The sequence below is a fragment of the Micromonospora sp. NPDC047620 genome, from assembly GCF_043205005.1.
In the GTDB taxonomy this organism is placed as follows: domain Bacteria; phylum Actinomycetota; class Actinomycetes; order Mycobacteriales; family Micromonosporaceae; genus Micromonospora.
Window position 1 is genome coordinate 40138 of sequence record NZ_JBIDDG010000024.1, and the last position, 22070, is coordinate 62207.

The following is a 22070-nucleotide window of genomic DNA, read 5'->3' on the forward strand; positions in this document are numbered from 1 at the left end:
GCGCCACCACACGGCGGAGGCCTGCCCGCCTCAGGGCAGCAGGTCGCGGACGACCGCGTCGGCGAGCAGCCGCCCCCGCAGGGTCAGCACGGCCCGGCCCGCCGCGTGGTCGGGGCCGGCCAGCAGGCCGTCGGCGAGCGCCCGCTCGGCACCGGCCCGGCCGGCGTCGTCGAGGGCGTCCAGCGGCAGCCCGGAGGCGAGCCGCAGCCGGAGCATGACGTCCTCCATGTGCGCCTCGTCGGCGGTGAGCACCTCCCGGGCCAGGCCGGGCGACTCGCCGCCGGCCAGCCGCTTCGCGTACGTCGTGGGATGCTTCACGTTCCACCAGCGCACGCCGCCGACGTGGCTGTGCGCCCCCGGGCCGAGGCCCCACCAGTCGGCGCCGGTCCAGTAGAGCAGGTTGTGCCGGCACCGGGCCGCGTCGCCGCGGGCCCAGTTCGACACCTCGTACCAGGAGAAACCGGCCGCGTCGAGGGCGGCCTCCGCGGCCAGGTAGCGGTCCGCGGCGACGTCGTCGGAGGGGTACGCCAGCTCGCCACGCCGCATCCGGGCGGCGAGCCGGGTGCCGTCCTCCACGATCAGGGCGTACGCGCTGACGTGGTCCACCCCGGCGGCGACGACCTGGTCGAGGGAGGCGGCGAAGTCGTCCTCGCTCTCCCCCGGCGTGCCGTAGATGAGGTCGAGGTTGACGTGCTCGAACCCGGCGTCGCGGGCCTCCCGCGCGGCGGCGGTGGCCCGGCCGGCGCTGTGCGTCCGGTCGAGGATCGCCAGCACCCCCGGCGCGGCGGACTGCATGCCCAGCGAGATCCGGGTGTAGCCGGCCGCCCGCAGTGCCCGCAGGGACTCCGGGGTCACCGACTCCGGGTTGGCCTCGGTGGTCACCTCGGCGTCGGGCGCGAGCCCCCAGGTGCGATCGATGCCGTCGAGGATCCGGGCCAGGTCGTCGGCGGGAAGCAGGGTCGGGGTGCCGCCGCCGACGAAGACCGTGTCGACCCGGGGCGGCGGGGCGTCGCCCAGCACCCGGCCGGCGAGCGCCAGCTCGGCCAGCACGGTGTCGGCGTACCCCTCCCGGCTCGCCCCACCACCCAGCTCGGCGGCGGTGTACGTGTTGAAGTCGCAGTAGCCGCAGCGGCTGGCGCAGAACGGGACGTGCACGTACACGCCGAAGCCGCGTGCGCCGACCGCGCGGGTGGCGGCGGCGGGCAGCGAGCCGTCGACGGGGACGGATTCGCCTTCTGGAAGGACGCCGGGCATGGCCACTAGTGTGCCCGGCATGACCTCTCCCGACGTGCTCGTGCGGGCCGCCACGGCCCGTGGGGTGACCACCCTCACCCTGGACAGCCCGCACAACCGCAACGCGCTCTCCACGCCGCTGATGACCCAGCTGCTGGCCGGCCTGTCCGAGGCGGTCGCCGACGACGCCGTACGCGTGGTCGTGCTGGACCACACCGGGCCGGTCTTCTGCTCGGGGGCGGATCTCAAGGAGACCGCCGCCGCGTACGCCAGCGGGAGCGTGCCGGCCGGGATGCTGGGTGACGTGCTCGCGGCGGTCTGGGAGTGCCCGAAGCCGGTGGTGGCGAGGGTGGCCGGCCCGGCGCGGGCCGGCGGGCTGGGCCTGATCGCGGCGGCCGACCTGGCGGTGTGCGCGCAGGAGGCGACGTTCGCCTTCACCGAGGTGCGGATCGGGGTGATCCCGGCGGTGATCTCCGCGACCGTGCTGCCCCGGCTGCACCCCCGCGCGGCGGCCGAGCTCTACCTGACCGGGGACACCTTCGACGGCCGGCGCGCCGCGGAGATCGGCCTGGTCACCGCCGCCGTGCCGGCCGACGGGCTGGACGCCGCCGTCGCCACCTACTGCGACTCGCTGGTCCGGGGCGCGCCGGGCGCGCTGGCCGGGGCGAAGCAACTGCTGCGCCGGCCGCCCGCGACCGACCTGCGGGAGGAGATCGCCGGGCTGTCCACCCTCTCGACCGGGTACTTCCTCTCCGAGGAGGGCCGCGAGGGCGTGCTGGCGTTCCGGGAGAAGCGGCGGGCCCGCTGGGTTCCCGCCGCCGACGGGGACGCCGTCGGCCGGTAGGCGGGCGGGGACGCCGTCGACCGATAGGCGGCAGTGGGCGCGCCGTCAACCGCGGCCGTCGGGAGAGGTGAGGCCGCGCGGGAAACGGGAACATCCGGGCCCGCCCCGGGGCCGTTCGGCGCTCTCGGGCGGGCCCTGCCGGCCGGTGTCACGCGCGGCGGCCGGCGGGAACCGGTCGGACGACCCCGGCAGGCACCACGGGGGACGTACGCTTGTCGGACTGTCGAACAGGGGGTGTGGGTGCGAACTCGGGCAGTCGTGGCGGGCGGCGTCGTCCTCGTCCTCGTCGCCGTGGTCGGAATCTGGCTCGTCATCCGGCAGGTGGGCGGGCAGCTGCGCCTGCCGCTGTCCAGCCGGACGTGCACGGTGCAGGCGGACGGCCGGGTGGCCCTGGACGCCGACCAGATGGCCAACGCGGCGACGATCGCGGCGATCGGCATCCAGCGGAAGATGCCCGAGCGGGCCGTCGTGGTGGCGCTGGCCACCGCGTACCAGGAATCCGGCCTGCGCAACCTCGCCGGGGGCGACCGCGACTCCGTGGGGCTGTTCCAGCAGCGCCCGAGCCAGGGCTGGGGCAGTCCGGAGGAGATCCGCGACCCCCGGTACGCGGCGAACCGGTTCTACGCCGCGCTGAAGAAGGTGCGCGGCTGGGAGCGGATGCGGGTCACCGACGCGGCGCAGAAGGTGCAGCGCTCCGCCTTCCCAGAGGCGTACCAGAAGTGGGCGGACGAGTCGGAGGTGCTGACGCGGGCCCTGCTCGGGCACGTTACCGGCGCGGTGGCCTGCACGGTGGGCCGCGACCCGGCGATGCGCGGGGTGGCCGCGGCGGCCGCGCTGACCCGCGGGCTGTCGCTGGACTGGGGCCTGGCCGCCGCCACCACCGCGGCGGACCTGACCGGCCTCACGGTCCCCGCCGCCGACGAGCGCCGGGGCTGGCGGTACGCGCACTGGCTCGTCTCCCACGCCCACGACCACGGGGTGAAGCGGGTGCGCTTCGGCGGCCTGGAGTGGACCGCCCGCGACGGCACCTGGAACGACGTCGGTGACGATGCGGCCACCGGCGACCGGGTGGTCGCCGAGGTCTTCGCCGAGGCGTAACGATCCAGCGGGCGTGGCGCCACGGAGGCGGAGCAGGCGTGGCGGCGGCCCGAGGCGTAGCGACTCCCATCTCCTTACCGGCAGTCACCGCACAATCCGTCATTCCAGGACAGAAGCCCCGCCGACTCCTTTCGGAGCAACGGATTGTAGCGGCTCAACTCCCCACGGTTCGGGCAACGGTCGCATATCACGCGGGGCAGTACCCCGCACCGGAACCAGCGCGTTACGATCGGCGGCCTGTGCCAGCAATGGTTTTCGCCCGATGGGGAGGGGACGTCGAGGTGTTCGACTACGGCGACCGGACCGGTTACGAACCGATCAGTGACACCGACCGCAAGGAGTTCCACGAGCAGGGCTTCCTCCTGCTGCGCAACGTCCTGACGGAGGACCACCGGGCGGCGCTGGAGGCGGCGGTCGACCGCGTCTACGCCGAGGAGAAGGCCAAGGGCAACACCACCAAGGACGGCACCCTGCACCTGCTGGGCTTCCTGGAGCGGGACGAGCTCTTCGGCGACCTGCTGACCCACCCGATCGCCTTCCCGTACATGTGGGGCCTCGCCGGCTGGAACATCTACACCCACCACAACCACCTGGACGTCACCCCGCCGGCGCTGGAGCCGGAGAAGCCGTACTGGGGCTGGCACCAGGACGGGTACCGGCAGAACTCCGACCCGGAGACGATGGACCCGAACCTCCCCCGGCCGATGTTCTCCCTCAAGGTGGCCTACGTGCTCTCCGACCTGTCGGAGAACGGCCGGGGCGCCACCAAGGTGATCCCGGGCAGCCACCTGTGGAACTCGCTGCCGCGCCCGGAGGACACCTCCGTGCACAACCCGGACCCGGAGGGCACGGTGGAGATCACCGCGAACCCCGGTGACGCCTTCATCTTCGACCGCCGCCAGTGGCACTCCCGGTCGACCAACCTGTCGACCATCACGCGCAAGATGCTCTTCGTCGGCTACACCTACCGGTGGATCCGCCCGCTGGACGAGCTGCACATCGACAAGGACGGCGAGTGGTGGGCCAACCGCACGCCGGTGCAGCGCCAGCTCTGCGGCGAGGGCACCCACACCGCCAACTACTGGGGCATCAACTGGGACGGCTACATCGACGACGAGATCCCGCTGCGCAAGGAACTCAAGCAGCGCGGCCTGCTCGACCGCAGCATCCCCTGGCTCCGCTGAGCCGGTAACCCGGCTCCCGCCGAGGCGACACCGAACGGGCCCCTCCCCCACGGGACGGGGCCCGTTCCGCGTTCCCACGCCTCCGACGCCCGTACCGCCGGCGAGGCGGCGGCTCAGCCGGCGAGGCGGCGGCTCAGCTGCGGCGGGCGAGGCGGCGGCGCGCCTTCTCCCGGATCGGCTCGGGCAGGTCCGTCGCGTCGAGCAGCCGGGGCAGCAGGTCGGGCTCCAGGTTCAACGCCCGGAACACCTCGCCGATCGTCACCCCGTGCGCGGGCCGGTCGACCACCTCGACCGGGTCGCCCGCGCCGACCTCTCCCTCGCGCAGCACCCGCAGGTACGCCCCGGGCGTCGCCCGCACCGTGAACCGCTTGATCAGGTCCCGTACGCCCCAGAACCCGGCAAAGGTTCTGCACGGCGTGCGGGGCTTCGTCACCTGGAGCAGCGCCGACCCGATCGCCCACTGCTCGCCGATCACCGCGCCGGTCACGTCGACCGCGTACGTGGTCAGGTTCTCGCCGAACCCGCCGGGGCGGATGGCGCGGCCCAACTCGGTCGCCCACCAGCCGGCGTCCTCCTCGGCGTACGCGTAGACCGCCTGGTCCGGTCCGCCGTGGTGGGCACGCTCGCCGATGAAGTCGCCGGCCACCCCGTCGGCGCGCAGCAGCACGGGGCCATCCACCGGCCGCTTGTCGATGCCGGTACGCCCGCTCGCGTCGCCCGCCCACTCCGCCTCGGTCACGCCGCCGAGGTTCACCGATACCAGCCTGCCCGTCATGGCGGCCAGCCTAGCCCCGCCCCGCGGACGCGCCCGGAGAGGGCGAAGGGAGGGCCCCTGTCGACCTGTGCGTCGACGCGGTGCCCTCCCTTACGCGGGTGTCAGCCCTTGACGGCGCCGGCCACCAGGCCCGAAACCATCCGCCGCTGCACCAGCAGGAAGAAGATGATCACCGGCAGGGTGAACAGCGTGGAGGCGGCCATCACGGGGCCCCAGGCGGTGTCGTCGCGGCCGAAGAAGAACGTCATCGCGACCGGCAGGGTGTAGCTCTCCTGGTCGTTGATGAAGGTCAGCGCGAAGATCAGCTCGTTCCAGGCGGTGATGAACGAGAAGATGCTCGTCGCCACCAGGCCGGGGGCCACCAGCGGGAAGAGGACCTTCCGGAAGGTCTGCGCCCGGCTCGCGCCGTCGATGGCGGCGGCCTCCTCCAGTTCCTTCGGCACGGCGGCGACGAATCCCCGCAGCATCCAGACCGCGAACGGCAGCGAGAAGCCGAGATAGGTGAGGATCAGGCTGGGCAGGGTGTTGTAGAGCCCCAGCCGCTGGATCATCAGGAACAGCGGGATGACCAGCGCCTCCAGCGGGATCATCTGCACCACCAGCAGCATGATCAGGAAGGTGGTCCGCAGCTTGAACCGGAACCGGGCCACGGCGGTGGCGGCGAGCAACGCGACCAGGCCGCTGAGCAGCACCGTGGAGACCGCGACGAGCGCGCTGTTGAGGAAGAAGTCGGCGAAGGTCACGCCCGGGATCAGGTTGCCGGTGAGGATCTGCCGGTAGTGCTCCAGCGTCGGCTCGGACGGCACCGGCCGGGGCGTGGACGAGAAGATCTCCGAACTCGGCTTCAGCGAGGTGGCGATCATCCAGTAGACCGGGAACGCGGCGAAGAGCGCGACCAGCAGTCCCGCGCCGTTGAGGGCGATCCGCTTCACGCCTGCACCGCCTGCGCGTCGCGTCACGCGTCCTCCTCCTGCTTGAGCACCATGCGGACGTAGAGGCCGGTCACCACCAGCAGGATCAGGGTGAGGATCACCGCGATCGCCGCGCCGAGGCCGTACTTGGGCGGGGGCGAGAACGCCTCCGCGTACGAGTAGATGGAGAGCATGAACGTCGGCCGGTCCTGCGTGCCGCCGGCCAGCACGAACTGCTGGGTGAAGACCTTGAAGTCCCAGATGGTGGAGAGCACGATCAGGATCCCGAACACCGGCCGCAGCAGCGGGAAGGTGATCTTCCAGAACACCCTCCAGGGCCCGGCGCCGTCGACCCGCGCCGCCTCGTGCAGCTCGCTCGGCACGCTCTTCAGCCCGGCCAGCACGCTGACCGCGATGAACGGGAACGAGTGCCAGACCACCACCAGGGTCAGGATCGAGAAGAACAACAGGGGCGAGTTGAACCAGCCGTACCCGGTCCAGTCGCTGCGCCCGAAGAGGCTCTGCGAAAGCCCGTCGGGCAGCGCGTTGAACAGCCAGGTGACCAGGCCACTGGTGTCGTCGAAGATCCACTTCCAGACGATCGTGCCGGTCAGCGCCGGGGTGGCCCAGGCGAGCATCACACAACTGGCGACGAAGGTGGCCATCCGCTTGCCGAGCCGGTTGAGCAGCAGCCCGACCAGGGTGCCCAGGATCATGGTGAGCACGACGTTGGCGGCGGCGAAGAGGACGGTGTTGCGCAGCACCGTCAGGAAGAACGGGTCGCCGAGGATCTCGGCGTAGTTACCGAGCCCCACCCACGGCCACTCGCGGTCACCGCGTAGCTGGCGGACGTTGTTGAGCTGGTGGAAGGACATCACCACCACCTGGCCGAGCGGCCAGAGCAGCAGCACGCCGATGATCACCAGGCAGGGCAGGAGCAGCAGGTACGGCAGGCGGTCCACCCGGCGGCGCCGCCGCGCGGGGGTCTCCCGCGCGGCGGCCGCCTCCGGCGCCTCGGTCAGCGTGGTCACTTGGCGTTGAGGATGCTTTCCATCTCCGCGGCCGCGTCGGCGGTAGCCTTCTCGACCGTCTTCTGACCCTTCATGACCGAGCTGTTCATCGCCTGGGTCACCGTCTTGGTGCGGCTGACCTCCACCCACTTCGGGGTGAGCGGCGTGAGCTTGGTGTTCTGCATCGTGGTGGCGAACGCCGCCATGATCTTGTCGCTGGCGTACTTGTCGCCACCGACCAGGTCCTTGTAGACCGGGAAGAAGCCGAGGCTGTCGGCGAAGGCCTGGTCGTTCTTCTTGCTCAGCAGCACGGTCAGGTAGTCCCACGCGAGGTTCTGCCGCTCGCTGTCCTTCCAGATCGCGATGTCGGAGCCGCCGGCGAAGCCGGGCGCGGCCTTGCCGTCCGGGCCGGGGATCGGGAACGTGCCCCAGACCTTTTCGATCTCCGGGTTGTCCTTCTTGATGGCGCCCTGCTGCCAGCTGCCGCCGAAGGCCATCGCCGCCTTGCCGGTGGCGAACTGGGTCCGGGCGTCGATCTCGTTCCAGCCCGCGGCGGCCGGCGGCGCCACCTTGTGCACCGTCACCAGGTCGGTCCAGAACTTGACGGCCTTCTGGGCCTCCGGCGTGGTGTAGCCGGACTTCCAGGTGTCGCCCTGCTGGGTGGCGATCTCCGCGCCGGCGCCCCAGAGGAAGGAGTAGAAGGGCAGTTCGGAGTTGCCCGGCAGGGCGATGCCGTAGGTGCCGGGCTTCTTGGCCTGCACGGCCTTGGCGGCGGCCACCAGGTCGTCCCAGTTCGTCGGCGGCTTCACGCCCGCCTCGGCGAACCAGTCGGTGCGGTAGTACATCGCCCGGACGCCGGCGTACCACGGCACGCCGTACTGCTTGCCGTCGAGCTGGGCGTTCTTCACCAGGTCGGGGAGGATGTCCTTGCCCTCGGCCCAGCCGTTCATCTTGTCGGTGACGTCGGCCAGCGCCTCCTGCGCCGCCCAGCCCTGGGTCTCGGTGTTGCCCAGCTCGGTGACGTCCGGCCCCTCACCGCCGGCGAGGGCGGCCTGGAACTTCTTCGGCGCCTCGAGCCAGGGGATGTACTGGACCACCACGTCGGTGTCCGGGTGCTTCTGCCGGAACTCGGCCTCGACGCCGTCGAGGAACTTGGTCTGGGCCTCGCTTCCCTCGCCCATCATCCAGACCGTCAGCTTGCTGTTGTCCGCGGCCTTCTCGTCATCGGAGCCACCGCAGCCGGCCAGCACCATCGCGGCCGAGGCCACGACGGCGGTGACCGGGGCCAGCCGCTTCCACCTGTTCACGCCATATCTCCCTCGCGCCACTTGGCACTAACCTTCTCCGCCGCACCTTAGTAGGAAAAAATCCTTTACGACAGTGGGCGGTTCGGCGGAAGAGAGGCGACGGTACCGCAGGGGAGGATCCCGCGGGGGTCGGCAGCGGGGCGAATCAGGTCGTACCCACGCGAACGGGCGCCCGACCTGCCGGTCGGACGCCCGTCGAGTTCAGCTGTGATTGTTACCGGTGGGTGACGCTGCGGCGACGACCCACGCCGGCGACCAGCGCCACGGCGATGGCCGCCAGCACGACCTGGACCAGCAGCTCCCCCCAGTCGATACCGGCGGTCTCGGTGGCGATGCCCATCGCCCGAGCCAGGACGGTGCCCAGCAGCGCGGCGCCGACACCGATCAGCATGTGCAGCCACATCGGCATGTTCTGGCGGCCCGGCACGAGCAGGCGACCCAGAGCGCCGACGATCAGACCAACGATGAGCGCAGTGATGATGCCCCAAACGGTGAGCTCCACGTCGCCCTCCTTCGGATGAAAGAAATGAGTTCCACGATCTGTGGTGTTCCTGTCGTGACCGATAGGTTCCCTGCCCGCCACAGCCCCAAACCGGCTTTCCGGAACACCGGATGGCCCGCCCACCCAGACGGGACGCCGACCGCGAAAAGGGCCGAGGCGGCGTCACCCCCGGAAGGCGGAGACCGGACACGTGCTCACGCGGGCCGCGCCCCCACCGGCCGGCCCCGCCCGGGGCGTCCGGGAGGCCGACCGTCGGCGCACGTGAAACGGGCGCCCGACCCGGTGGTCGGACGCCCGTCGAACGCGGTGCGGGAGTTACCGGTGGGTGACGCTGCGGCGACCACCCACGCCGGCGACCAGCGCCACGGCGATGGCCGCCAGCACGACCTGGACCAGCAGCTCCCCCCAGTCGATACCGGCGGTCTCGGTGGCGATGCCCATCGCCCGAGCCAGGACGGTGCCCAGCAGCGCGGCGCCGACACCGATCTGTGGTGTTCCTGTCGTGACCGCAATGTGCCCGAGTCGTGGAAAAGCCAAACCGGTTCGCACCCGGACAGGCGGCGTCGGCTGTCAATGGCGCGCCGCGGTGAATGCGCGCCACGCCGCTGGCCCGAAGGTGAGGGCCGGGCCGGCCGGATACCGCCGCGGAACCGTCCGCGCAGGTGGCGGCCCGTCCCGTCGCGGGCCGGCCCGTCCTCGGGGCGGGCCGCAAGAATTCTCCGGACGCGAACGGCCGGCGCCCCGGCCCGGGCGGGACCACCGAGGTCCGCTGCCCGGCCGGGGGCGCCGGCCGTCGTACGTCGTCATCCGCCGGCGGACCGGCGGCGCGTCACTTCTTGCCGGGGGCCTTGCCGTCCCCGGAGTCGGACGAGAGCGCGGCGATGAAGGCCTCCTGGGGGACCTCCACGCGGCCCACCATCTTCATCCGCTTCTTGCCCTCCTTCTGCTTCTCCAGCAGCTTGCGCTTGCGGCTGATGTCACCGCCGTAGCACTTGGCGAGCACGTCCTTGCGGATCGCGCGGATGGTCTCCCGGGCGATCACGCGGCTGCCGATGGCCGCCTGGATCGGCACCTCGAACTGCTGGCGCGGGATCAGGTTGCGCAGCTTCGCCGCGATGGTGACCCCGTAGTTGTACGCCTTGTCCTTGTGCACGATCGCGCTGAACGCGTCCACCGGCTCGCCGTGCAGCAGGATGTCGACCTTGACCAGGTCGGACGACTGCTCACCCGAGGGCTCGTAGTCCAGCGAGGCGTAGCCCTTGGTGCGGCTCTTCAACTGGTCGAAGAAGTCGAAGATGATCTCCGCGAGGGGCAGCGTGTAGCGCAGCTCCACCCGGTCGGCGGAGAGGTAGTCCATGCCGAGCAGACTCCCCCGGCGGCCCTGGCAGAGCTCCATCACCGCGCCGACGTAGTCGTTCGGGGTGAGCACGGTGGCGCGCACGACCGGCTCGTACACCTCGGCGATCTTGCCCGTGGGGTACTCGCTCGGGTTCGTCACGACGATCTCCTGGTCGTCCTCCGTGATGGCCCGGTAGACCACGTTCGGCGCGGTCGAGATCAGGTCGAGGTTGTACTCGCGCTCCAGCCGCTCCCGGATGATCTCCAGGTGCAGCAGGCCGAGGAAGCCGCAGCGGAAGCCGAAGCCGAGCGCACCCGACGTCTCCGGCTCGTAGTCGAGCGCGGCGTCGTTGAGCTTGAGCTTGTCGAGCGCCTCGCGCAGGTTGGGGTAGTCGGAGCCGTCGATCGGGTAGAGGCCCGAGTAGACCATCGGCTTCGGGTCCTTGTAGCCGCCCAGGGCCTCGGTAGCCGGCCGCGAGTTGATGGTGACCGTGTCACCCACCCGGGACTGGCGGACGTCCTTCACGCCGGTGATCAGGTAACCCACCTCGCCGACGCCGAGCGCGTCGGCCTTCACCATCTCCGGCGAGATGACGCCGATCTCCAGCAGCTCGTGCACGGCGGCGGTGGACATCATCTTGATCCGGTCACGCGCGCTGATCCGCCCGTCGATGACCCGGACGTAGGTGACCACGCCACGGTAGACGTCGTAGACCGAGTCGAAGATCATCGCGCGGGCGGGCGCCTCGGCGTCGCCGACCGGGGGCTTGAACTGCCGGACGATCTCGTCGAGCAGGTACGGCACGCCCTCGCCGGTCTTGCCGGAGACCCTGATGCAGTCCGCCGGGTCGCCGCCGATGAGGCGCGCCAACTCCTCGGCGTACTTCTCCGGCTGGGCGGCCGGCAGGTCGATCTTGTTGAGCACCGGGATGATGTGCAGGTCGTTCTCGAGCGCCAGGTAGAGATTCGCCAGGGTCTGCGCCTCGATGCCCTGGGCGGCGTCGACCAGCAGGATCGCGCCCTCGCAGGCCGCCAGCGACCGGGACACCTCGTAGGTGAAGTCGACGTGGCCCGGAGTGTCGATCATGTTGAGCACGGCGGTCTCGCCGGCCCGGTCGCCCTCCCGGACGGTCCAGGGCATCCGGACGGCCTGGCTCTTGATCGTGATGCCGCGCTCGCGCTCGATGTCCATCCGGTCGAGGTACTGCGCACGCATCTGCCGGGGGTCGACCACGCCGGTGAGCTGCAGCATCCGGTCGGCCAGGGTCGACTTCCCGTGGTCGATGTGGGCGATGATGCAGAAGTTCCTGATGCGCGCCGGGTCGGTGGCACCAGGAGCGTTCGCGCCGGAATCGAGCGTCGGTGGCACAGCGGTCCGTTCTGGTCGGCTGACGTGAGCGGGCCGGCGCGACGCCGGCCCCCTCTATGCTCCCACGTCGCCGCCGCGCGCCCGCTGCGCGGGCGATCCCCGCCGCCGAGGATCACCTACGGACCCCGCGCCGGGCACGCCGGCGCACGGCGTCACTGCGCCGATGCCCCGGCCGGCGTCACTCGGCGGGCGGCTCGACGAAGAGGGCGGCGAGCCGGGGCAACCGCCGCCTGGCCTCCTCCTCGTCGTCGAAGTCCCAGAAGTCGTTGAGGTCCGGCACCGGCGCCGGCTCCCGGTCCGCCGGCAGCTCGGTGGCGGTGGCCCTGCGGTAGGCGTCCCACGGCACCGCCAGCATCTCCTCGGCCGAGAACTCCTCGCCGCTGAGCGACGCCGCCCGCACCTGCGGCAGCCCGGCCAGCGAGTCCGGGTCGCCGACGGCGCGGGCGAAGACCTCGCGGCCCTGGGCCATCAGCCAGCCCCGGAAATGGTGGAAGCCCTCGTCGGACACCCCGCCGTTGATCAGGTAGGCCGCGCCCCAGAGGTCGGCCTTGTGCGAGGCCGACAGCACCCGGGCCTGGTGGCGGGCATACCCGACGATGTCGTCCGGGTCGCGCTCGGCGAGCAGGGCGACGGCCCGCGCGGCGACCGCGTGCGGCTCTCCCCCGCCGCCCGCCCGGGCCCGGTCGATCAACTGCCAGAAGTCGTCGGTCCTCATGGCCTGGCAGTCTGGCAGACCGCGCCGCCCGTCCGGCCGCAGCGGGAACACCCCCGACGAGTCGCGGCCCGTGTCACGGTGCCCCGTGCCCGTGCAGCATTGTGGCGTGACCCCGACGTTCCCACCCCCGGTGCCGTACCACGCCACCGCCCGCCGGCCGGCGTGGGAGACGCTGCCCGCGGCCCTGCGCACCGCGATCGCCGCCCGGATCGGCGCCCCGGTGGTCGCCGCCCGCGTGGCCGGCGCCGGCTTCACCCGGGGCTTCGCCGCCGTCCTCACCACCGCCGCCGGGGACCGGGCCTTCGTCAAGGCCGCGTCCGCCGCCGAGCAACCGCGCCTGGTCGACTGGTACGCCCGGGAGGCCGCGATCCTCGACCGGCTCCCGGACGGCCTGCCGGCTCCCCGGCCCCGCTGGACGCTGTACGAGGCCGGCTGGTTCGCGCTCTGCCTGGACGCCGTCGACGGCCACACGCCCCGGCTGCCCTGGGACCCGGCCGAGCTGACCGCCACCCTCGCCGCGTACGCCGAGGTCGCCGCCGCGCTGGCCGCGCCCCCGGCCCCGCTGGCCGCGCTCGGGCTGCCCCACCTCGCCGACCTGGCCCGCGAGGACATCCTCTGGTGGGGCGAGGTGGCCGCCGGCCGGGAGCCGTCGCCGCCGCTGCCCGAGCGGGTGCGCGACCGCCTGCCGGACCTGGTCGCGCTGGAGTCCCGCCTCCCCGGGTACGCCGCCGGGGCGAGCGGCCTGATCCACGGCGACCTCCGGCTGGACAACGTGCTGATCGACGGGACCGGCCGGGCCTGGCTCTGCGACTGGACCTGGCTCTGCCACGGTCCCGCCTGGTTCGACCTGGCCAGCCTGCTCCTCACCGCGCACGCCGGCGGCCTGGACGCCGACGCGCACTTCGCCCGGCATCCGGCGGCGGTGGGCGCGCCCCCGGACGCGCTGGACGTCACGCTGGCCGCCCTGTCCGGCTACTTTCTCACCACAGCCGCCTCGGCGCCCGCGACGGCGTCGCCGCACCTGCCGGCGCACCAGCGGTGGAGCGGCGAGCAGTCACTCGCCTGGCTCGCCCGCCGGCAGGGCTGGGCCTGATCCCCGTGCCCTCGGCCGGCACCGGGGCCTCGCCGCACGCGCCGGCCGGACTCCCGCCCCGGCTGCCCGTGCCCGGTCGGTTCCGGCTCCCGACCGGCCCGCCCCACCAGGACCGAGCGGAGCCGTTTTGGCTCGTCCCGGACGACCTGGTAACCTGGCTTTTCGCGCAGCGATGACGCATGCTCGTCGCGCGCAGAAGCAGACCAACCCGAGCTATCAAGACGAGGCTGTCGCGTGGCGAACATCAAGTCCCAGATCAAGCGCAACCGGCAGAACGAGAAGCGCCGGCTGCGTAACAAGTCGGTCAAGTCGTCGCTGAAGACCGCCGTCCGGAAGTTCCACGAGGCCGCGGAGGCTGGTGACGTCGAGAAGGCCACCATCCTCATGCGCGACGCCTCGCGCAAGCTGGACAAGGCGGTCAGCAAGGGCGTGATCCACTCGAACCAGGCCGCGAACCGCAAGTCCGCGATCGCCAAGCGCGTGGTGTCGCTCTCCGCCTGACGCGGCGACCTCAGACCTGACCGGAAGCCCCGGGCACTGCCCGGGGCTTCCGGCTGTCTGCCCCTTCTGCGTTCCGCACCACCACCCGGCCGGGAGAACCCGGCCGGGCCTCCGGCATGCCGAGGATCACGGCTGAGCGGGCTGCGGATCACGGCCGAGCGGCCGCGGATCACGGCTAGGCGGGCCGACGATCATGGCCGAGCGGGCCGACCGGTCTCCGTCCCGTCGCTGGCCGCCCGCGCCACCGGCTCGGCCGTGACGACCACGCCGGGCACGCTGTGCGTGATCCAGTCGACCCTGGCCCGCCCGACCACGGGCTGCATCTGCTGGCGGAAGCGGTCCCGCTCCTGCTCCGGCACGAGGGCCGCGGACCGGACCACCATGGCGGCCACCATGTCGTTGAACTTCACCATCACCGCCACCGTCGCGGGCAGGATCAGCACCGCCCACCAGGTGACCAGCTCGGCGAGGGCGAGCAGCGCGGCGAGCGCGACGGCACCCTCGAAGAAGAGGAAGCAGAGCACCCCGCCCGGGTTGACGACGCGCAGCCCGAGGACCCGGGCGTAGAGCGGCCGGTAGCGCTCCTCGTCGGCGGGGATCGTGGCCCACGAGCCGCGGAGGGCTCCGCTCACCGGGCGCCACCCTGCCGGGCGGCCGCGACCGAGAAGACGGCCCGCTCCAGCGCGTACGCCCGGTCGTCCGCCCCGCCCTTGACGGCCGCGTTGCACTCGGCGGCGGCCCGCATCGCCTCGACCAGGCCCTCGGGCGTCCATCCGCGCCCCTGGCGCTGCGCCCGCTCGATCTTCCACGCCGGCATGCCCAGGCTGCTCGCCAACTGGTAGGGGCTGCCCCGCCCGGCGGACGCGACCCGCGCCACGGTGCGCACGCCGTCGGCGATCGCGTCGGAGATCGGCACCGGGTCGACCCCGACGTGCAGCGCCCAGCGCAGCGCCTCCAGGGCCGCCGGCACGTCGCCGACCATGGTGGCGTCGGCGACCGTGAAGCCGCTCACCTCGACCCGGCCCCGGTAGTAGCGGGCGACCGTGTCGGCACCGATCCGGCCGTCGGTGTCGGCCATCAGCTGGGAACAGGCGGCGGCCAGCTCGCGCAGGTCGTTGCCGACCGCCGCGATGAGCGCCTCGGCGGCGTCGTCGGTGCACTTCCCGCTGGCGCGGCGGATCTCGTCGCGGACGAACGCCACCCGGTCGCGGTGCCCCTTGAGCTTGGCCGCCGGCACGACCGTCGCGCCGGCCGCCTTCAGCCCGTCGGCGAACGCCTTGCCCTTGGCCCCGCCGAGGTGCAGCACGACGAGTTGCACCTCGGGGTCGGGGTTCTTCGCGTACGCCAGCAGGGCCGCCACCAGGTCCTTGCGGGCGTCCTGGCCGGCGCGGAGCACCAGCACCCGCCGCCCGCCGAAGAGGGAGGGGCTGAGCATCTCGGCGATCTCGCCGACGGTCAGGGCGCCGGCCTGGTACTCGCGGACGTCCACGTCGGGGTCGACACTGCGGGCCCGGGCGACGGCTTCGGTGACCGCGCGCGTGGCGAGCAGCTCCTCGTCGCCGAGGACGAGCAGAATGGGAGCGAGGCTGGCGGCGGTCACGCCGCCCATATTCGCACGGCCGGCGGCCGGATCCAGCCTGCTCATCCGCACTGCGACGGCAGAGCCCGCACTCAGTGCAAATCCAGACATTTATCTCAATATGCCGCCAAAGCCGAGAATCGCCATCGACTCCTACGGCTGCCGGCCCGGCGGGGTGCCGCGCGTCACGACCGCGAGGCCCGACCGGCCGAGCACCGCCGCCACGTCCCCGTCGGTGTCGGTACGCAGTACCCGCGCCCCGCCCCGGGCCAGCCGCCCCAGCACCGCCGGGTGCGGATGCCCGTACGTGTTGCCGGCGCCGACCGGCACCAGGGCGACCGCCGGGCGGACCGCGTCCAGGAAGGCCGGATCCTGGTAGGCGGAGCCGTGATGTGCCACCTTCAGCACGTCGGCCCGCAGCCCGCCCGGCACGGCGCTGTCGAGCAGCGCCCGCTGCTCCTCGGTCTCGGCGTCGCCGGCGAGCAGGATCCGCACCCCGGCGACCGTGGCGAGCAACACCAGCGAGTTGTTGTTCGGGTCCGACCGGGTGCCCCGAAGCGGATGTGGCGGACCGACGACGACCAGGTCGAGCACGCCCTCCCGGTACCGCCAACCGGCCCGGCCGGCGACCACCTCGGTCGAGTGCGCCGCCGCCTCGGCGCGGACGAGGTCCCGCCCGGCCGCCGGCTCCGCCCACTGCGGAGCGAGCACAGCGTCCACCGGCCGTCCCCGGAACACGCCCGCCACACCGCCCGAGTGGTCGACGTGGAAGTGGCTGAACACCAGCAGCGCGACCTCGCGTACGCCGAGCCGGCGTAGACAGCCGTCCGCCGCCGCCGGATCCGGCCCGGCGTCGACCACCACCGCCCGGCCCGGAGCGACCGGCAGCACGACGGTGTCGCCCTGGCCGACCGCGCAGGCGGCGACCACCCAGTTCGCCGGGGGCCAGCCGGGGGCCGCCAGCCGCACCGGCAGCGCGCCGGCCACCACCGCGACGACGACCACCGCCACCAACCGGCGGACCACCGGGCGTCGGGCGGCCACCAGCAGCGCGACGGTCAGCCCGGTCAGCAGGAGGGCCCCAGGAACCCCGCCCGGCCACGGCAGCGTCCCGGCCGGCAGCCGCGCCCCGTGCCGCGCCACCGTGACCAGCCACCAGGCCGGCCAACTGGCCAGCCACGCGAGGAACTCCGCCCCGACGGGCCAGACGGGCGACACCGCCGCCGCCAGCACGCCGAGCACCGTGGCGGGCGCGATCGCCGGCACCGCGAGCAGGTTCGCCGGCACAGCGACCAGGCTCACCGTGCCCGAGATCCCGGCCACCACCGGGGCGCAGGCGAGCTGCGCGGCGGCCGGCACCGCCAGTGCCTCGGCGAACCCGGCCGGCACGCCGCGCCGGCGCAGCCCGTCGCGCCACCTCGGAGCGAGCAGCAGCAGGCCGCCGGTGGCCAGCACGGAGAGCGCGAAGCCGGCGTCACCGGCCAGTTCCGGGTCGAACAGCAACAGCACGGCCACGCCGGCGGACAGCGCGGGCAGGGCCGCCCGGGGACGCCCGGCCGCCAGCGCGGCCAGCCCGATCGCGCCCATCGTGGCGGCCCGCACCACGCTCGGCGAGGGGCGGACCAGGACGACGAACCCCACCAGGGCCAGCCCGCAGAGCCCGGCGGCCAGCCAGGGGCCGGCCCGCGCCCAACGGGCCAGCAGCAGCACGGCGCCGACGACGATAGCCACGTTGGAGCCGGAGACGGCGTTCAGGTGGGTCATGCCGGTGGCGAGGAAGTCCTCCTCCACCGTGGGCGGCAACCGGCTCGTGTCGCCCACGACCAGGCCGGGCAGCAGGCCGCCCTGCTCGTCGGGGAGCGGCGCGCAGGCGCGTTGCAGGCCGGCACGGAGCGCCCCGGCCGCCCGCTGCGACGTCGGCGCCGCACCGTGCCGCTCCGGCGGGCCCGCCGCGCTCAGCACGGCGGCCGTCAGGTCCCCGCCGCGCGGGACGGCCAGCCTCCCCTCGGCGGTCAGCCGCTGCCCGGGCAGCAGCCCCTTCCAGCCCGGGTCGGCGGCGAGGACCAGCACGCGCACCGGCGCGACGACCCGCCGCCCGTCCGGGCCGGTGACCCCGGTCAGCTCGCTCGGCACGAGCATGGTGGCCGGCCGTCCGGCGACACCGCGTACGGGGCGGGGGTCGTCGCGGACGACCAGTTCGGCGGTGACGACGGCACGCTCCTCGACCAGTGCGCGTACCGGCCCGGCGTCGCGGAGGGACACCCGGGCGGCGGTCGCCGTCGCGCCACAGACCACGCCGATCAGCACCGCGACGGCGATCCAGCCGTAGCGCCGGACGGGGGCGGACGGCCGGCCGAGGACGCCGACGAGGTGGAGCCCGGCCAGGCCCGCCACCCCGGCGGCCACCGCCGCCAGCAACAGCGTCACGCCGGCGGTCAGGTGCAGCCCGGCCAGCGCGGCGAGCCAGGCCGCCACGGCCAGGCCGGCCAGCCGCAGGTCCGGCTCCTCCGCCGGCCGGCGCCCCGCGGCACCCGGCGTGCCGCCGACGGCAGCCGTCACCGGCGACGGTCCCTCGGCCCGCGCCGGCGGTCCGCCCGCCGTCACACCGTCACCAGGTCCTTGAGCTGCTCGTACCGGGCGTCGCCGATGCCGTCGACCTGGCGCAGGTCGCCGACCGAGCGGAAGCCGCCCTGCTGGTCGCGGTGGGCGAGGATGCGCTGGGCGAGCACCGGACCCACTCCGGGCAGGGCGTCGAGCTGCGCGAGCGTCGCGGTGTTCAGGTTGAGCCGGCCGCCCGCGCCGGGCGCCGCTCCCGGCGCCCCGCCGGGCGCCGCGCCGGGCGGTGGTGCCGCGCCCGGCGCGGCGGCGACGCCGACCAGGATCAGCTCCCCGTCGGTGACCTTGCGGGCCGGGTTGAGCAGGGCCACGTCCACTCCGGGCAGCGCCCCGCCAGCCGCCTCGACCACGTCGGCGACCCGCGCGCCGGCCGGCACCCGGACCAGCCCGGGACGGCGCACCTTGCCGGCGACCGCGACCACCAGCTCGCTGGCGGGGGACGCCCCCGGCTCCACCGGCCCGGTCGCCGACACCACGGGCGGCTCGGCGGTGGCCACCGGCCGGACCGGCTCGGCCTGCGGTCGGGACCGCCAGGCCCAGAAGCCGGCCCCGAGCACCACCAGCACGGCGACGACGGCCAGCGCCCGCACACCCCGCCGCCCGGGGTCGAACGCGCCCGGCCCCGGCAACCGGGAGGACGTCGCCGCCTCGACCGTGGCCGCCGTGGTCTCGGGCGGCGGATCGGGTTCCGGCGGCGCCGTCCGCCCGGCCGGGACCGGGGTCGGGGCGAGGGCCGGCGCCGACCGGAACGCTTCAACGGTGCCGGGACCCGACCCCGGCCACGACTCCAGGTCCGGGCCGGCCGGTGCCGGCGGAGACCATCCGGTGTGCCCGGCGAACCGGGCCTCGCGCGCCGGCGTACCCGCCGAGGGCGGGCCCGTCACCAGCCGGCGCAGCCGTTCCCGGACCACCGTCTCCTCGTCGTCTGACACGACGCGAGGCTAGGACCGCGGTGGCCGTCCGGAGGGGGTCGCGAGGCCGGCTGTGGACGGCGCGGCCCCCTGTGGACAACCGCCTGATCATGCCCAAGCTGTGCTAGGCCCCGGAAAGCCGCAGGTCAGCACGCCTCCGGATCCGGACCGAAGACCGACCGTCCCCCGTCGACCGGCAGGGTCACCCCGTTGACGAAGCCCGCCACCGGCGACAGCAGGTACGCGACGGCCTCCGCCACCTCCTCCGGCCGGCCGATCCGGCCGACCGGGTGCAGCCGGGTCAGCTCGGCGTCGATCCACTCCGCCGCGGCCGGCTCCTGCCCGGCCAGGAAGGCGGCGTGCCGTTCGGTGGCGATCGAGCCCAACGCCACGGTGTTGGTCCGGATGCCCCGTGGGCCGTACTCGACGGCCAGCGACCGGGTCAGCCCCTCGACGGCGGCCTTCGCGGTCGCGTACGGCAGGCAGCCGGGCACCGGCCGCCGAGCCTGGTGGGAGGAGACGTTCACGATGGCTCCGCCCGTGCCGGCCGCCAGGTAACGGCGCACCGCCGTCGCCGCACCGACCACGGCGGGACGCAGGTTGCGCCCGATCAGGTCGAGCACCTCGCCGACCGGATCGGCGTGCAGCGAGGCGTCCCGGAACACCGCCGCGTTGTTGACCCAGCCGGTCAGCGGCCCGGTCTCCTCGGCGAGGTCGGCGGCCCGGGCGGCGACCTGCTCATCGCCGGCGTCACCGACGACCGCCGCCAGCCGGTCGGCGGCCGGGTGCGCGGTCAGCCAGGCCACCGCGTCGGGATCGTGCTCCACGACCACGACCGCGTCCCCCGCTCCGAGGAGGCGCTCCACGACGGCCCGGCCCACCCCGCGCCCGCCACCGGTCACCACACAGGACATCGCATCCTCCCCGATCCCGCCGGCGGCGGCGCCGGGCCTCCCGGCCCTTGGCGGCATTGACGGTGCAGGGCCCGCGCGCCGGCCGGCCGCGCTGCCCCGTCCGGTGGGGCAGCTCGACAGCGTCGGCGGGGCATGGCCGTCGCGGGATCGACGTTAGTCGGTGGCGGGCGGCCGGCGGTGCACGACCACGCAGGCCAGGCCCGGCCCGGCGTGCGCGGCGACCACCGCGCCCGCCTCCGAGACGTACGCGTGGTGCAGGCGGTCGCCCAGCCGGGCGGTCAGTGTCTCCAGCAGCGCCTCGGCCCGCTGGGGCGCGGCCAGGTGGTGCACGGCCAGGTCGACGTCGTCGTCGCCGGCCGCCTCGACGGCCAGGTCGACGAGCCGGGCCACGCCCCGGCTGGCGGTGCGCACCTTGTCCCTGACGACGATCGCCCCGTCCGGCATGTGCATGATCGGCTTGACCGACAGCGCGGTGCCGAGCAGCGCCTCCGCGGCGCCGATCCGGCCGCCCCGGCGCAGGAACTCCAGCGTGTCGACGTAGAACCAGATGCTGGTGCGGTCGACCGCCGCCAGCGCGGCGTCGCGTACGCCCGGAAGGTCCCCGCCCCGCTCGGCCGCCGTGGCGGCGACGACGGCCGGGAAGCCCAGGCCCATGCCGGTCGAACGGCTGTCGACCACGGCGACCCGGTCGTCGAACTCGGCGGCGGCCAGCCGAGCGGCCTCCACCGTGCCGGAGAGCTCGGCCGACAGGTGCACCGAGACGATCCCGTCGGCGCCGGCGTCGAACAGGTCCCGGTACGTCCGCGCGAACTGCTCGGGGGCGGGGCGGGAGGTGCTCACCGTGAACCGCCGCCCGCCGAGCGCCCGGGTGGCGTCGACCGGGGTGACCTCCACCCCCTCCAGCCCTTCCGCGCCGTTGAGCACGACGGTCAACGGCACCACTGTCAGCCGGCGGGCGTGCAGCAGCTCGGGCGGGAGGTAGGCGGTGGAGTCGGTGACGACCGCGACGGGCATGCCCGGCACGCTAGCCGATCGCGGCGGGGAACGCCGGAGTCAGACGGCCTCGGTGGTGGCCGGCACAGTGATCAGGCCGACATTGTGGGCGCGCAGGTGCCAGCCTCGGGCGTCGTCGTGCCGCAGCTCCGTCCAGTGGCAGTTGGACAGCGACCCCACGGTGCGCAGCACCGCGTGCTCCCAGCCGAGCAGCTGGCCGAGGCCCTGCCGGGCGCCGCCGCCGTGGGTGGTCACCACGACGGTGCCGCCGGGGGCCAGGTCGGCGGCGTCCTGGAACGCCGCGCCGATCCGCTTGCCGAGGTCGTCGAGGGTCTCGATGCCGGAGCCCGGATCCGGGTCACCGGCCCGCCAGCGGGCGAACTCGGCGGGGTGTCGCTCGGCCGCCTCGGTGAGCACGAGCCCCTGCCAGAGCCCGAAGTGCCGCTCCCGCAGCCGCGGGTCGGTGCGCACCGGCAACCCGGTCAGCGCCGCGAGCGCGGCGGCGGTGTCCGCCGCGCGGCTCAGGTCGCTGGCGACGATGGCGTCCGGCCGCAGCCCGGCGAGCAGAGGCGCGGCGGCGCGGGCCTGCTCGCGGCCGAGGTCGTTCAGCGGCACGTCGGTCTGCCCCTGGACCCGGCTGGCGGCGTTCCAGTCCGTGTTGCCGTGCCGCCAGATGATCAGGCGGGTCATTCCGCGGCGGCGGAGCCGGTGCCGGACTCGGCGTCGACCAGGTCCCGGTCGACGAACGGGATCGTCGGGCAGTCCTTCCAGAGCCGGTCGAGGGCGTAGAACTCGCGCTCCTCGGTGTGCTGGACGTGCACCACGATGTCGACGTAGTCCAGCAGCACCCACCGGCCGCCCCGCTCGCCCTCGCGCCGGACCGGCTTGGCCTTCTCCGGAAGCTGGAGCAGGCGCTCCTCGATGGCGTCGACGATGGCGAGCACCTGACGCTCGTTCGGGGCGGCGGCGAGCAGGAACGCGTCGGTGATGGCGAGCTGGTCGCCCACGTCGATGATGACGATGTCCTGCGCCTTCTTGTCGGCCGCGGCCTGGGCGGCGGCGATCGCCAACTCGTGAGCGCGTTCGGAAACTGTCACCGTTCTCCTTCGATCAACCGTGCGATCCTCCAAGCGTCTCACACACGGCGTAATCCCGACTCGCCAGTTCTGACGCGTTA

Annotated in this window: 22 protein-coding genes; 5 read left to right on the forward strand and 17 right to left on the reverse strand. The window is 73.8% G+C overall.

Annotated elements, in window-relative coordinates; genetic code table 11:
• Nucleotides 1–30: 30 nt before the first annotated feature.
• Nucleotides 31–1254 (reverse strand): radical SAM family heme chaperone HemW, encoded by a 1224-nt coding sequence (gene hemW, locus ACGF5C_RS25530; RefSeq protein ID WP_357704548.1) that lies wholly within the window; start codon nucleotides 1252–1254, stop codon nucleotides 31–33.
• Between the two features lie 19 nt (nucleotides 1255–1273).
• Here hemW and ACGF5C_RS25535 point away from each other — a divergent pair, with 19 nt between their 5' ends.
• The 3 genes from ACGF5C_RS25535 (at nucleotide 1274) to ACGF5C_RS25545 (ending at nucleotide 4359) form a co-directional block, all read left to right on the forward strand.
• Nucleotides 1274–2077 (forward strand): enoyl-CoA hydratase family protein, encoded by an 804-nt coding sequence (locus tag ACGF5C_RS25535; protein ID WP_393305498.1) that lies wholly within the window; start codon nucleotides 1274–1276, stop codon nucleotides 2075–2077.
• A gap of 234 nt (nucleotides 2078–2311) precedes the next feature.
• A complete protein-coding gene (locus ACGF5C_RS25540) occupies nucleotides 2312–3175 on the forward strand; it encodes a hypothetical protein (protein WP_393305500.1) in 864 nt (287 codons plus the stop codon).
• A gap of 248 nt (nucleotides 3176–3423) precedes the next feature.
• Nucleotides 3424–4359, forward strand: coding sequence for a phytanoyl-CoA dioxygenase family protein (locus ACGF5C_RS25545; protein WP_350710905.1), 936 nt, complete (start codon nucleotides 3424–3426; stop codon nucleotides 4357–4359).
• A 133-nt stretch (nucleotides 4360–4492) separates the two neighbouring features.
• Here the strand turns inward: ACGF5C_RS25545 and ACGF5C_RS25550 are convergent, their stop codons facing one another.
• From ACGF5C_RS25550 to ACGF5C_RS25585, 8 genes are all read right to left on the reverse strand, one after another.
• Nucleotides 4493–5134 carry an MOSC domain-containing protein gene (locus ACGF5C_RS25550; RefSeq protein WP_393305502.1) on the reverse strand — a complete coding sequence of 214 codons (642 nt, stop codon included), beginning with the start codon at nucleotides 5132–5134 and terminating at the stop codon, nucleotides 4493–4495.
• Nucleotides 5135–5235: 101 nt separating this feature from the next.
• On the reverse strand, nucleotides 5236–6066 hold the full coding sequence (locus ACGF5C_RS25555; RefSeq protein WP_357704552.1) for a carbohydrate ABC transporter permease: 831 nt from the start codon (nucleotides 6064–6066) through the stop codon (nucleotides 5236–5238).
• Between the two features lie 23 nt (nucleotides 6067–6089).
• Nucleotides 6090–7076 (reverse strand): carbohydrate ABC transporter permease, encoded by a 987-nt coding sequence (locus ACGF5C_RS25560; protein ID WP_393305504.1) that lies wholly within the window; start codon nucleotides 7074–7076, stop codon nucleotides 6090–6092.
• Nucleotides 7073–8362, reverse strand: a complete 1290-nt coding sequence (locus tag ACGF5C_RS25565; RefSeq protein ID WP_393305506.1) for a sugar ABC transporter substrate-binding protein — start codon at nucleotides 8360–8362, stop codon at nucleotides 7073–7075. Before ACGF5C_RS25565 ends, ACGF5C_RS25560 begins: the two co-directional genes overlap by 4 nt.
• A gap of 214 nt (nucleotides 8363–8576) precedes the next feature.
• Complete coding sequence (locus ACGF5C_RS25570; protein WP_091104043.1) at nucleotides 8577–8864, reverse strand: GlsB/YeaQ/YmgE family stress response membrane protein; 288 nt, start codon at nucleotides 8862–8864, stop codon at nucleotides 8577–8579.
• Nucleotides 8865–9179: 315 nt separating this feature from the next.
• On the reverse strand, nucleotides 9180–9401 hold the full coding sequence (locus ACGF5C_RS25575; RefSeq protein WP_393305507.1) for a hypothetical protein: 222 nt from the start codon (nucleotides 9399–9401) through the stop codon (nucleotides 9180–9182).
• A 292-nt stretch (nucleotides 9402–9693) separates the two neighbouring features.
• Nucleotides 9694–11571 carry a translation elongation factor 4 gene (gene lepA, locus ACGF5C_RS25580; protein ID WP_393305509.1) on the reverse strand — a complete coding sequence of 626 codons (1878 nt, stop codon included), beginning with the start codon at nucleotides 11569–11571 and terminating at the stop codon, nucleotides 9694–9696.
• Between the two features lie 178 nt (nucleotides 11572–11749).
• Nucleotides 11750–12286 carry a DUF4240 domain-containing protein gene (locus ACGF5C_RS25585; protein WP_393305510.1) on the reverse strand — a complete coding sequence of 179 codons (537 nt, stop codon included), beginning with the start codon at nucleotides 12284–12286 and terminating at the stop codon, nucleotides 11750–11752.
• On the opposite strand from ACGF5C_RS25585, the gene ACGF5C_RS25590 reads away from it, so the two are divergent.
• Both ACGF5C_RS25590 and rpsT read left to right on the forward strand, forming a co-directional pair.
• A complete protein-coding gene (locus tag ACGF5C_RS25590) occupies nucleotides 12168–13379 on the forward strand; it encodes a phosphotransferase (RefSeq protein ID WP_393305512.1) in 1212 nt (403 codons plus the stop codon). The genes ACGF5C_RS25585 and ACGF5C_RS25590 overlap by 119 nt on opposite strands.
• Before the next feature lie 234 nt (nucleotides 13380–13613).
• Complete coding sequence (gene rpsT, locus ACGF5C_RS25595) at nucleotides 13614–13880, forward strand: 30S ribosomal protein S20 (protein ID WP_091104033.1); 267 nt, start codon at nucleotides 13614–13616, stop codon at nucleotides 13878–13880.
• Nucleotides 13881–14071: 191 nt separating this feature from the next.
• Here the strand turns inward: rpsT and ACGF5C_RS25600 are convergent, their stop codons facing one another.
• The 8 genes from ACGF5C_RS25600 to rsfS all read right to left on the reverse strand — a co-directional run bounded on the left by ACGF5C_RS25600 (nucleotide 14072) and on the right by rsfS (nucleotide 21990).
• The gene (locus tag ACGF5C_RS25600) at nucleotides 14072–14512 is read right to left on the reverse strand and encodes a hypothetical protein (protein ID WP_393305514.1); all 441 of its coding nucleotides are present in this window, start codon (nucleotides 14510–14512) and stop codon (nucleotides 14072–14074) included.
• On the reverse strand, nucleotides 14509–15489 hold the full coding sequence (holA, locus tag ACGF5C_RS25605; RefSeq protein ID WP_393305585.1) for a DNA polymerase III subunit delta: 981 nt from the start codon (nucleotides 15487–15489) through the stop codon (nucleotides 14509–14511). Before holA ends, ACGF5C_RS25600 begins: the two co-directional genes overlap by 4 nt.
• A 123-nt stretch (nucleotides 15490–15612) precedes the next feature.
• On the reverse strand, nucleotides 15613–18018 hold the full coding sequence (locus tag ACGF5C_RS25610) for a ComEC/Rec2 family competence protein (protein WP_393305516.1): 2406 nt from the start codon (nucleotides 18016–18018) through the stop codon (nucleotides 15613–15615).
• A 41-nt stretch (nucleotides 18019–18059) separates the two neighbouring features.
• Nucleotides 18060–19007 (reverse strand): helix-hairpin-helix domain-containing protein, encoded by a 948-nt coding sequence (locus ACGF5C_RS25615; RefSeq protein WP_393305518.1) that lies wholly within the window; start codon nucleotides 19005–19007, stop codon nucleotides 18060–18062.
• A gap of 125 nt (nucleotides 19008–19132) precedes the next feature.
• The gene (locus ACGF5C_RS25620; protein WP_393305520.1) at nucleotides 19133–19900 is read right to left on the reverse strand and encodes an SDR family NAD(P)-dependent oxidoreductase; all 768 of its coding nucleotides are present in this window, start codon (nucleotides 19898–19900) and stop codon (nucleotides 19133–19135) included.
• 153 nt (nucleotides 19901–20053) lie between these two features.
• Nucleotides 20054–20914 (reverse strand): DegV family protein, encoded by an 861-nt coding sequence (locus tag ACGF5C_RS25625; protein WP_393305522.1) that lies wholly within the window; start codon nucleotides 20912–20914, stop codon nucleotides 20054–20056.
• A gap of 39 nt (nucleotides 20915–20953) precedes the next feature.
• Complete coding sequence (locus tag ACGF5C_RS25630) at nucleotides 20954–21583, reverse strand: histidine phosphatase family protein (protein ID WP_393305524.1); 630 nt, start codon at nucleotides 21581–21583, stop codon at nucleotides 20954–20956.
• A complete protein-coding gene (gene rsfS, locus ACGF5C_RS25635) occupies nucleotides 21580–21990 on the reverse strand; it encodes a ribosome silencing factor (RefSeq protein WP_350710838.1) in 411 nt (136 codons plus the stop codon). The genes ACGF5C_RS25630 and rsfS overlap by 4 nt, the downstream gene beginning before the upstream one ends.
• Between the last annotated feature and the right edge of the window lie 80 nt (nucleotides 21991–22070).

Coding starts and splice junctions, on each gene's coding strand:
- hemW (WP_357704548.1), bottom strand. CDS start 1,254: ATGCCCGGCGTCCTTCCAGAAGGCGAATCCGTCCCCGTCGACGGCTCG.
- ACGF5C_RS25535 (WP_393305498.1), top strand. CDS start 1,274: ATGACCTCTCCCGACGTGCTCGTGCGGGCCGCCACGGCCCGTGGGGTG.
- ACGF5C_RS25545 (WP_350710905.1), top strand. CDS start 3,424: ATGGTTTTCGCCCGATGGGGAGGGGACGTCGAGGTGTTCGACTACGGC.
- ACGF5C_RS25550 (WP_393305502.1), bottom strand. CDS start 5,134: ATGACGGGCAGGCTGGTATCGGTGAACCTCGGCGGCGTGACCGAGGCG.
- ACGF5C_RS25590 (WP_393305512.1), top strand. CDS start 12,168: ATGTCGTCCGGGTCGCGCTCGGCGAGCAGGGCGACGGCCCGCGCGGCG.
- ACGF5C_RS25585 (WP_393305510.1), bottom strand. CDS start 12,286: ATGAGGACCGACGACTTCTGGCAGTTGATCGACCGGGCCCGGGCGGGC.
- holA (WP_393305585.1), bottom strand. CDS start 15,489: ATGGGCGGCGTGACCGCCGCCAGCCTCGCTCCCATTCTGCTCGTCCTC.
- ACGF5C_RS25620 (WP_393305520.1), bottom strand. CDS start 19,900: ATGTCCTGTGTGGTGACCGGTGGCGGGCGCGGGGTGGGCCGGGCCGTC.
- ACGF5C_RS25625 (WP_393305522.1), bottom strand. CDS start 20,914: ATGCCCGTCGCGGTCGTCACCGACTCCACCGCCTACCTCCCGCCCGAG.
- ACGF5C_RS25630 (WP_393305524.1), bottom strand. CDS start 21,583: ATGACCCGCCTGATCATCTGGCGGCACGGCAACACGGACTGGAACGCC.